We start from the raw sequence: 10,614 nt of genomic DNA, 5'->3' as shown, positions 1-10,614 counted from the left end.
GTCCCGTTTCAAAATCGTGATTTGGTTGTCCATAACGTGGGACATCCCTGACTCCCCACGCGCCCCGTTCCAACCGCGTTCCTATGGGCGTTACGGTGACGCTTACTTCCAAACAACTCGGAAGGCGGTCTTTAATGCGAACTCGCTGACGCTGATGCCATGAGTCCGAGCAAACTCGGCGTAGGTCGTGGCAACTGGCCGAGCCACCTGGATCAGTGTTCCGGCGGCATCGAACGAGATCAGCCCGCGTGCCGCCATGGTGGAACTTTGATGAGAGGCCGCTGAATGAATGGATCAGGCCTTGGCGGCTGGAGCTTCTTCGCCGGGCTTCTTCTTCACCGGTGCGTAGTAGTAGCTGGCGTAGTTGTAGTAGGTGTACTCTTTCAGATTGGTGGTGGAGCGGTTGAGGATCACGCCGCCGACATTGACCTGACGGTCATAGAGCAGGTCAAGAGCCTTGCCGGTGAGTCGGGCCATGGTTGAGGAGAGGCGGACGACAAAGAGGACGGTGTCGAGCTTCGGAGCGAAACTGGCGGTGTCATCGGCGACGAGAACTGGGGCACTATCAAAGATGACGTAATCGTATTCGTCACCCATCTCGCGGAGCATTTCCTCGGCCGTCTTGGAAAGGAGAACTTCGGACGTTTGGTCAAAGACCTCGCCTCTAGCCAGCAGGTCGAGTCCCCGCACTCCGGTTTCCTGAACTGCATCGCGCCAGTGCAACTTGGCGCGGAGCACTTCGCTCAAGCCTGGTGTTGTGGGCAGTTTGAAGAGTTCGCTCACCCCACCGCGGCGAAGGTCGCAGTCGGCAAGTAGTACACGGGCACCTGCAAGAGCCATGGTGATGGCGAGATTGGACGTGACCGTGGTCTTGCCTTCATTGGGGACAGCGCTGGTGACGAGGATGGTCTTGGGATGTTTGCCATTCCAGTTTTTAAAGAGGATGGACGAGCGGACGTTTCGAAATGCCTCGGCATACAGATGGCGATCGTCATTGGGACGAAGAAGGGCGACATCGCCTCGCTGGCGCTGCTCAGGAATTTGTCCGAGTACGGCTTCGGAGGGAAAGAGTCCCTGAAATTCGGAGAAGGAGTTCATGCGATCATCCAGGCGATCGAAGAGCACAAGAATCAGCACGCCGACAATCAAGCCGCCAATCAGGCCGCCGACCAAGGGCTTGATCCAATCCTGCACATCTTTGTAGGCGGTGGAGGCGCGCTCTTGAATGGCCACATAGTCGGTCTGGATGTTTTGCAGATCCTGAAATTTCTGCACACGATCAAACATCTGGTCATGGGCCAGCTTTGCCGCCTTGAATTCTTCGTCCAACCGCTCGTGTTCAGCGAGTTTTCCCCCGAGTTCGAGTGCCTCTTTCTGCTTTTCAGTAATCTGCTGGTCGAGTGCTTTTAACTGCCGAAGAAGAGTGCTCTCACGACTGCGCATCTCTCGGACGATTTCATCGGCGAAGGTGGAGAGCAGTTGCTTCGCAGACTCGATCTTTTCATCCAGCACGACGATGTCGGGGTGACCGGGTTTGAAGCTACGCAGGAGGTTCACGCGATCGTTTTGAAAGCGCATGATTTCTTTCTTGGTTTCCAGGTAGTCACGCTCGGCAGAGGTCATGCCGAGCCCGCCCGCAGTGTTGTTGTCCACGCCGCTGGTCGGCAGGTTGGATGCTGTATCGCCTGAATTTCCTGCCGGAGCTTTCGTTGCGGAGTTGGAGACGGGGCCACCTGCGGTGCTGGTTGACGCCATGATACCGCGTTCGCGATCAAGCATGGCAGCATCGACATCCTGTAGGGCAATTTGGATGTCCTTTAATTCGCCGGAGATGCCTTCCCGTTTAGTTTTGAGATTGAGAAGAAAGGAGGCGGCCTCGTTGTGATTGCCGTTTAACTGAACCGTGTCGTTGGCCTTTCGGAAGGCCTCAAGCCTCTCAGTGCGTTCTTGAAGTTCCTTGCTCTTTTTGACCACAGTTTCGGTGAAGGTGTTCAGCGCCCTTTCAAGCCCTTGTTCACGGATCTGCTGGCGGAAGGCGATGAACTCATCAAGCAGAGCATCAAGGAAAATCTTCGTGAATTTCGGTTCCGAACCGCTGGCGAAGACGTTGAAGATAGCTGAGCCCTTGGTTTGGGCGACTCGAATATCCACACTCGAATCCTTGAGGTCGGGATGAAGGGCATGAACCCGTGCCATTGCGCGCTTCTTCATTTCAGCGCTTTCAAGGGTCTCGATGATGGTGCCGTAGAAATCAGTGAGCTGGTCTTGCCAATTGACGGCCCCTTCATTGGAAACGATGCGTCCACCTGCAACTAGTTTAGCAAGGCTGGTGTGGGTATCGGGCTGACCTGTGATGCGAAGTGCCTGAATGCAGACGCCGATACTGGCCGTCAGAAGCAAAAACCACCAGCGGCGGCGCAAAAGGATTTTGTAACGCTGGAACTTGGCCGAAGTCTCGTGAATCCGGCTCAGTGTGGCGGACTGGCCGGAGGCTGCCGGCGGCGGAAGGAGCAGGGTATTTTCCATGGCAAATCTGGGTGCGGAGTTCCAAGAGGTTGGTTCACTGGGCGCTTCTGGAATCGTCGGGGTGGCAGTATGCCTCAAGGAAGACTTTTCTGCACCAAATTTGTTTGGAGGCAGAGTGTCCTTGGGAAATTGGTGAAGATCAGGTCCTGCGAACGGTGGGCGTTCCGAGGTTAAATATTGATCTTCTTCTCATCTACGATGATGACATCATTATTCCTAATATAGACATCATACTCCAAATTGCCTTGGCGCATGATTTGATCGAGGTCGATATAGATGGTTTTGTTTCCCTGTGGTGTTTTCCGGACAAGTTTAACCTTATTTGGATGGGCAAACTGGGCCAGACCGCCAGCGCGCAAAATGGCTTGGCTGATCGTTAGATCTTCGTCTGTGGGGAGTTCATATTTACCCTGGCGGATCACTTGTCCATAAACGGTAAAGAAGTTAATGTCGTAACCTGCTGTGCGCATGCGAGCGTTAGGGTCATCCTGACGCTTTAGGTCAATGGCGACAATGACGGTGGCACTATTGTAATAGTTGAGTTCAAGCTTCCGCTTGACCTCGATTGCTAGCTGTTTGCTCGTGCGCCCAGCGGCTTTGACCAGGCCGATGTGGGGGGCATTGACCTCCCCAGTGGCACCGACACGGAGTTGAAGCGGTTCCTTTCGGTCTTCAACGATACGCATGGAGATGACGTCTCCAGGCTCGATGGGTTGGGAGTCATCCAAAACATCCATTGAGTTGAGGACGGCTGCTGACTTGATGACTTCACCTGTAGGAGTTGCCGGTGCGGCTACGCGGCGCTCGTCATATTCCCGAACTCCAGGATCCTGGGCATAAATGGATGCGCTGATGAGAGAGATGCAAAGGGGTTTGAGCAGGGGATGAAAGCAGCGCATGGTGGATGGTGGCTGATGATTTTCTAAGGGCGTCGTCGAAGCATTGTGGCGCTTCATATTCCACCCTTAGCGCTCGATTCTCGTTATGAGAAGAGGCAATCAGAAGTTATAATTGAAGCCAAGGATGATGCGATTCTGATTGAAGTCGAGGTCACCATTATCGTCATCAACTTCTGTTGTGTAATGGCGGTACCCAAGGGTCAAGTTGGCCTTGGGGGATAGGACATAAACCAGATCCAGATTGAAGGCTTGCTGGACGAAATCATTGGAAGCTGCGCTGTCAGCCTGAGGTTGAGATTCCGGATTGCTGAAACCATAATGGTAGCCAGCACCAATCTGCAGGCGAGAACTCAAGCGATGTGTGATATAGATGTCCCCACCATACTGGAAGTAATCCTGAGCAAAGAAACCGCCGGAAGCCTGAGCGTTTTCGACATATCCGCTGAGGCTGATTCGGCTGCCCTTCCACGCTACGATGCCCAAACCGTAGTTGGCGTAGTCAGCTGTGATGTAATTGGAGGTCAGATTTAATGATGACTCATGGCCAACGGTCAGGGATTGGGTGATACGTGAATTGAGTCGGTTGCTGAGGGTGAGCGAGTAGTAGTAATCACTGAGATCACTTTGGTCTCCTGTATTGGTGCGAATCTGGTCAGGAGAATCGGTGATTCCATCGAAGGGATTTCCGCCAGGGACAAGATTCGACTGTGGTAGGCGATCAAAGTCGAAGATTTGAGCCCCTGCTGCTGCTCGAAGATACGTTGTCTTGCCGAGAGGAAGCACGGCAAACACGCCCATATTGTTGAGAATACCATCGGCATTGAAATCGGTTTCATATTCCACCGCAGTGGATCCACCTTCTAAACCAACCGTCCATGTTCCTGACGGGCTGTAAGTCAGAGATGCGTGCAGGGAGTCCGTGACGCGATTAAATTCATCGAAACTACCTCCAGTATTACCATTCGCTTCGGACATGGAATCCGTAAAGGAGTGCATGTAGTTCATGGAAAGTGTCCAAGCAGAATTAATGCGCCAGTTGGCAGCCAGGCCAGTGTCATTTTGGAACACTCCAAAAAGTTGATTTTGTGCCAAGGCAAAATCATTTCGGCTCGCAGGGCGGACGGAGAATCGATTGTAAAGGGTGAAATAGACGGGACCTGCCTTGATGTCGAACGCGATGGTGCTGCCAGGCAAAACATTGAGGACAAACCCATTGCTGCCATAGGGAGCCAGCTCCGGGTTTTCAAAGTAGCGGTCAAAACCTAGTGCAGTGCTCAGGGAGAGACGGTTGTTTTGAGTGATCTGATAGTTGGCATCAATGCTCAACATGGTGGTGCTGATGACATCTGAGACCGGATCGTTTGCTGAACGGGTGATGTTGTCGTTATATTCAAGGCCTTGGAAGAACCCGAAACCGACATTGACTGGGCCCAGTTTGAGGTTGCGACGGCCGCTCAAGAATGGGTCCGATGTGTAAGTGGGAGCAAAGAAACCCGTTGGGCTGGCATACTGGCCTGAATAATTGGTGTAATCACCAACACTGCGTGCGGCAAATGCGACGCTACCACTTCGAACTGATGGACGGCTCAACTCGCGTGCGGACTCCAAGTCTGGAGCACGCTGGCCCATGGGGGCATCCTGGTTGTCACGATAAACACCACTTTCGTAATCATAAAGCACATCGCCATCTCGAGTGCCAGCAGATGCCTGACCCTCTTTCATTTGGCGAGTCCGGAAATCATCAAAGAACATGCCTGTTTGTGAGGGGGAGGCTCCATATTGGGCGTATCCAAGTGTTGCCACAAGGCATTGGGCAATGAGGAGCACTCTGAGCGACAAGCAAACCGGCCGCAGAAACTTCGAGATTAACATAAGTGGTTGAAAGGGAATGGCTGGACCAAGAAAAGAAATCAATAAAAGCAATTTTGTCCAACCTTGTCTATTCCAAAAACCTCTATTCGAGACTTTTTAACTCGATTGACCGCCCGGTTGCGGTTGCTTCACAAGCGGCAATCCATCCGTTCCAAACGGATTAGCTTCCCACTTGGGTGGCCTTTGGCCTTGTTTGTGTGCTCAAAATCTAATTCGAGTTGAACCTCGCTGTGACTGGAAAAGTTCAGGTCTCTGCGATTCAGTTCGGTCGGTGCGATGGTGAGGATTCCACGCAGTTGATGAAGAAGACGAGGGAAGGAGGAAGAACGGCGGTTCATACCTCAATAATGTTCATGTGAACATTAAGTCAAATGAGCACCGTTTATCTTGAGGTGATTTTCAGCGCTCGTCGATCGGCACAACCTTCTGGCCGTAGGGCTTGCCGACATACTCGCTTAGCGGTCGGAAGAGACGGTTTTCGCTCCATTGCTCAAGGACGTGCGCCGTCCAACCACTCATGCGGGATATAGCAAAAATGGGGGTGAAGAGATCTGTCGGGATGTCGAGGCTGTAATAAACCGTCGCGCTGTAGAAATCGACGTTGGCGTTCAGGCCTTTACGCTCGCGCATGATCTCGGCGATGCGCTCAGACATCTGAATCCATTTGGCCTCGCCGAGCTGGCTGGTGAGCTTGATGGCCATCTCGCGGAGGTGCGGGGCACGAGGGTCGAGCACTTTATAGACACGGTGGCCGATACCCATGATCTTCTTTTTCTGGGCCAGGGCGTCTTCCACCCAAGGATCGACGTTTTCCAAGCTGCCGATCTCCTGGAGCATGTGAATCACTCCTTCATTGGCGCCGCCGTGGAGGGCTCCTTTCAGCGCTCCGATGGCGGCACTGATGGCGGAATACATGTCACTCAGGGTCGAAGCGACGACTCGGGCGGTGAAAGTGGAGGCGTTGAAGCCGTGCTCGGCGTGAAGCACATAGGCGACGTCGAGGGTCTTTTCAGCTTCAGCAGATGGAACCTCACCGGTCATGAGGTAGAGGAAATGGGCGGCTTCGCTCAGATCTTTGCGCACTGGCGGGAGTTCCAGACCTTGGCGAGCGCGGTGGAAGTAGGCGGCGATAACACCGATCTGCGAGACAAGACGGATCGCTGTGGCGAGGTTTTCCCCGACGTCGATGTCGTGGCGCGCGAGGTCGTAGCAGCCGAGCATCGAGACCGCAGTGCGCATGACGTCAATCGGGCGTGCGGTCTTCGGGGCGGTTTTGAGGAAATCGATTACGCCCTGCGGCAGTTCACGCTCGGCGCGCAGTGCTGTGGTCAGTTTGTCCAGTTCAGCACGATTGGGCAGGCGCTGATGGAAGAGCAGATGCACCACTTCCTCGTAGCTCACTTTGCCGGCGAGTTCGTTGATGTCGTATCCGCAATAAAATAACACACCTTCAGCTCCCCGGACTTCTCCAAGACGTGTTTCAGCAGCGACGATTCCTTCAAGACCTTTGGAGACGACAGACATGGCGTGTGAGTTGGGAGGGTGTTTTAAACGGTTAGATAAAAGACGAAGCGAGAGCTATGCCGAGAAGTGCGACTTTTGTCGTTTAGCGTGCAAATGCGGCGCGACAAGTGCCGGTGATGAGGAAAATGCAGACCGCATGGCGATTCGCCGTGCTAGGCCAAAAATCAGCCTCTTCATCAGGCGAAAATCTCCTTCACCACATGCCCATGCACATCGGTCAGTCGGTAGTCGCGGCCTGCATGGCGGAAGGTCAGCTTCTCGTGATCCATCCCTAGCAGATGCAGCAAGGTTGCGTGCAGGTCGTGCATGTGGACCTTTCCATCCACGGCCATGTGCCCGAGTTCATCCGTCGCTCCGTGGGCAAAGCCAGCCTTCACCCCGCCGCCAGCCAGCCAGGTGGTAAAGCCGCCGGGGTTATGGTCGCGTCCCGTACCATTGCGCTCCGCATACGGCGTGCGGCCAAACTCGCCGCCCCACCAGACGATCGTGTCTTCCAGCAGCCCGCGTTGTTTCAAATCACTCAGCAGGCCCGCGATGGGTAGATCTACCGCCGCCGCGTGTTCGCCGTGCTTTGGCAGATTGCTGTGCTGGTCCCAGGCCGGGTTGTTCGAGTTGTCACCGTAATTCACCTGGATAAAACGCACTCCCTGCTCGGCCAGACGCCGCGCCATCAGACACTGGCGGCCAAAGTTGTCCGTCACCTTCTCGCCGATGCCGTAGAGCTTCAAAGTCGCCTCCGACTCGCCGCTGATGTCCATCGTTCCGGGGGCGTTGTTTTGCATCCTTGCCGCCAGCTCGTAACTCTCCAGCACCGCCTCGATCTCATGATCTCCGGGGATCGCCTGCTGTCCTCCAAGCGCTCTCAGCAGCTCCATCTGCCTCCGCTGCTGCTCGGGTTTCCAGATCGTGTTCGTGATGTTCTGGATGTTCCCCTCCTTCGCGGGCAGTCCTCCGCGCCCCACCGGCGTGCCTTGGAAGACGGCTGGCAGAAAAGCATTCCCATAATTGCGCGGCCCGCCATTCCCCAGGCTTGGGCTCAGCGTCATGAAGCCCGGCAGATTCTCGTTTTCCGAGCCCAGCCCATACATCACCCACGAACCCATGCTCGGGCGGATGAAGTTCGTAGTCCCCGTGTGCAAGAAAAGCGTCGCCGGGCCATGGGCCACACCTTCTGTGTGCATCCCGTGCAGGAAGCACAGGTCATCCACATGCCGATTGATGTTTGGAAAGAGATTCGAAGCCCACTTTCCCGTCTCCCCATGCTGGGCAAAGTCCCACAGCGACTTCTTGATCCGTTGTGGCGAGCCCTTGCCTGTCTTCGCAATCGACCGCGCATCTGCCACATCGATCACCTTCTGGTCATCTCGGATCAGGCGCGGCTTGTAATCAAACGAGTCCACATGACTCACCCCGCCTTGCATGAAGAGGAAGATGATCCGCTTCGCCCTGGGCGTGTGGTGCGGCTGCTTTCCAGACATCACACCGCCTGAGGCTAAAGCCTGCCGCTGAGCCATGGCGGAGGCCGCCAGCCAGCCAAAGCCACAGCCGGATGTCTGGAGAAAGGAACGACGCGAAGGAAACATGGGCGCTAGTACGAATGGCATGGGGGAATTGTTTCGAGTCTCGGTAGAGCAATCGAGGTACAGCCTTCGTCTCTGCCTTCATCAGCCAGTTCGGCGAATCGTCATCAGTCTGGCCGGCGGCGAGGTCCTTGGTTTTATCCAATCAGAGTCCAGATCATTGAACTCAAAATGAATGGGGGGAGTGGCGCGAAACTTAGCGGCACGGGGAAAATCAAGGCGCGGATTGCATCGTAAAACATGAACGATCCACCGGCTCCTCACGTTCCCATTTTTCCGCCATGAAATCCCGCCTCCTCACCACCCTGCTCGGGCTGTTCAGCCTCTGCCATGCCGCCTCCGCAGTGGATCATCCCAACATTCTCTGGCTGACCAGTGAGGATCACGGTCCTGAAATGGGCTGCTATGGCGACAAGCTCGCCCGCACGCCAAACGTCGATGCGCTCGCTGCGAAAGGCATGGTCTTCAAAAAAGCCTGGTCGGTGGCACCCGTCTGCGCACCGGCCCGAACCGCGATCATTTCCGGTCTGTATCCCTCCAGCAGTGGTGGCCTCCACATGCGCTCCATGGTCTCCATGCCAGCGGGCACGAAGATGTATCCGCAGTTTTTGCGCGAGGTCGGCTATTATTGCACCAACACCAGCAAGACCGACTACAACGTCCGCGAGCCCGGCAAGGTCTGGGATGAATCATCCAATCAAGCGCATTGGAAAAAGCGCACGGCTGGCCAGCCTTTCTTCGCCATATTCAACTCCACCAAGAGCCACGAAAGCCAGATCCGCACCCGGCCGCACCAGCAAATCACCCGGCCCGAAGACGTGCGTATTCCCGCTTATCATCCCGACACTCCTGAAGTGCGCGAGGACTGGGCGCAGTATTATGACAAAGTCAGCGAGGCCGATGCCGATGCAGGCAAACACCTCGCCGAACTGGCCGCCGCCGGACTCGCTGAAGACACCATTATCTTTTATTTCGGCGACCACGGCAGCGGCATGCCTCGCAGCAAACGCTGGCCCTCCAACTCCGGCCTCCATGTCCCCATGGTCGTCTATTTCCCGGAAAAATGGCAGCACCTCGCACCCAAGGAATACAAGGTCGGCGGCCAGTCCGACCGCATGGTGAGCTTTGTCGATCTCGCACCCACGCTGCTCAGCATCGCCAGCATCAAACCCCCGGAGTGGATGCAGGGGCATGCCTTTGCCGGTCCGCATCAGAGCGAGCCGCAGCCGTATTTGTTCGGCGAACGCGGCCGCATGGACGAGCGCATGGATCTCGTGCGCAGTGTCACCGACGGACGCTACGTCTATCTGCGCAACTTCCACCCGCACGTCTCCCAGGCGCAGCGCGTGGCCTATCAGTTTGAAACGCCCACCACCCGTGTTTGGAATCAGCTCTTCACCGAAGGCAAGGCCAACGAAGCGCAGTCCATTTTCTGGCGCACGCCCAAGGCCATCGAAGAGCTCTACGATCTCGAAACAGACCGCGATGAAGTACGGAATCTCGCGCAATCTCCCGAGCACCGCGCCATCTTGGAAAAACTCCGTGCCGCCCAGACGGTCCACTTCGAACGGGTGAAGGATGTGTGCTTCCTGCCGGAGATCGAACTCCACGCGCGCTCCGCAGGCACTACGCCGCATGACCTCGCCCACGACAGCTCGAAGTATCCGTTTGAAAAAATCCGGGCGGCGGCGGACCTCGCCTCCAATCTTGACCCCGCCGCCGTGCCTGCCCTCATCGCATTGATCGGCGAAAGCGACAGCGCCGTGCGCTACTGGGGCGCACTTGGCCTGCTCATGCGCGGCGAGGCTGCCGTGCGTCAGGGAGCGGAGGTATTGAAAAAAGCCCTCGTCGATGAATCTGCCAGCGTCCGCATCGTCGCTGCTCAAAGCCTGGTGCAGCATGACAGCGGTGGCAGTTCCGGCGCGGCGCTGGACACGCTTGGCAGCCTCGCTGATCCAAAAAACAACGGCGTGCTGACTGCCATGTCCGCCCTTGCCGCCATCGAGGCGCTCGGCCCCAAAGCTGCGTCCCTGCATCCCGCCATCGCCACCATGCAGCCGGACGGCCCGTCCCCCGATGGCCGCTACAACAGCTACGTCCCGCGCCTCATCACCAACATCGTCCCGCAGGCCAAAGCTGCCGCGACCAACCGCAAAGCCAAGGGCAAGGGCAAAAAGAAAGGTCAGCAGTAATGCCCCTGAGCGCACAACCCT

At 56.0% G+C, this 10,614-nt stretch carries 6 protein-coding genes; 1 reads left to right on the top strand and 5 read right to left on the bottom strand.

Annotated elements, in window-relative coordinates:
- Window positions 1-294: 294 nt before the first annotated feature.
- The 5 genes from AC6FTP_RS14650 to AC6FTP_RS14630 all read right to left on the bottom strand — a co-directional run bounded on the left by AC6FTP_RS14650 (window position 295) and on the right by AC6FTP_RS14630 (window position 8,404).
- The gene (locus AC6FTP_RS14650) at window positions 295-2,526 is read right to left on the bottom strand and encodes a polysaccharide biosynthesis tyrosine autokinase (RefSeq protein ID WP_497207664.1); all 2,232 of its coding nucleotides are present in this window, start codon (window positions 2,524-2,526) and stop codon (window positions 295-297) included.
- A gap of 170 nt (window positions 2,527-2,696) precedes the next feature.
- Window positions 2,697-3,482 (bottom strand): polysaccharide biosynthesis/export family protein, encoded by a 786-nt coding sequence (locus tag AC6FTP_RS14645; protein ID WP_497207663.1) that lies wholly within the window; start codon window positions 3,480-3,482, stop codon window positions 2,697-2,699.
- A 42-nt stretch (window positions 3,483-3,524) separates the two neighbouring features.
- Window positions 3,525-5,297 (bottom strand): hypothetical protein, encoded by a 1,773-nt coding sequence (locus AC6FTP_RS14640; RefSeq protein WP_497207662.1) that lies wholly within the window; start codon window positions 5,295-5,297, stop codon window positions 3,525-3,527.
- Between the two features lie 399 nt (window positions 5,298-5,696).
- Window positions 5,697-6,821 (bottom strand): citrate synthase, encoded by a 1,125-nt coding sequence (locus AC6FTP_RS14635; protein WP_497207661.1) that lies wholly within the window; start codon window positions 6,819-6,821, stop codon window positions 5,697-5,699.
- Between the two features lie 176 nt (window positions 6,822-6,997).
- The gene (locus AC6FTP_RS14630; RefSeq protein ID WP_497207660.1) at window positions 6,998-8,404 is read right to left on the bottom strand and encodes a DUF1501 domain-containing protein; all 1,407 of its coding nucleotides are present in this window, start codon (window positions 8,402-8,404) and stop codon (window positions 6,998-7,000) included.
- Window positions 8,405-8,682: 278 nt separating this feature from the next.
- On the opposite strand from AC6FTP_RS14630, the gene AC6FTP_RS14625 reads away from it, so the two are divergent.
- Window positions 8,683-10,593: a sulfatase-like hydrolase/transferase gene (locus AC6FTP_RS14625; RefSeq protein ID WP_497207659.1), complete on the top strand. Its 1,911-nt coding sequence runs from the start codon at window positions 8,683-8,685 to the stop codon at window positions 10,591-10,593.
- The last annotated feature ends 21 nt before the right edge of the window (window positions 10,594-10,614 follow it).

Source organism: Prosthecobacter sp. (assembly GCF_044378005.1).
GTDB lineage: Bacteria > Verrucomicrobiota > Verrucomicrobiia > Verrucomicrobiales > Verrucomicrobiaceae > Prosthecobacter.
Note: the sequence above shows the minus strand (reverse complement) of the source record. Positions and strands in the feature narration are given on the sequence as shown.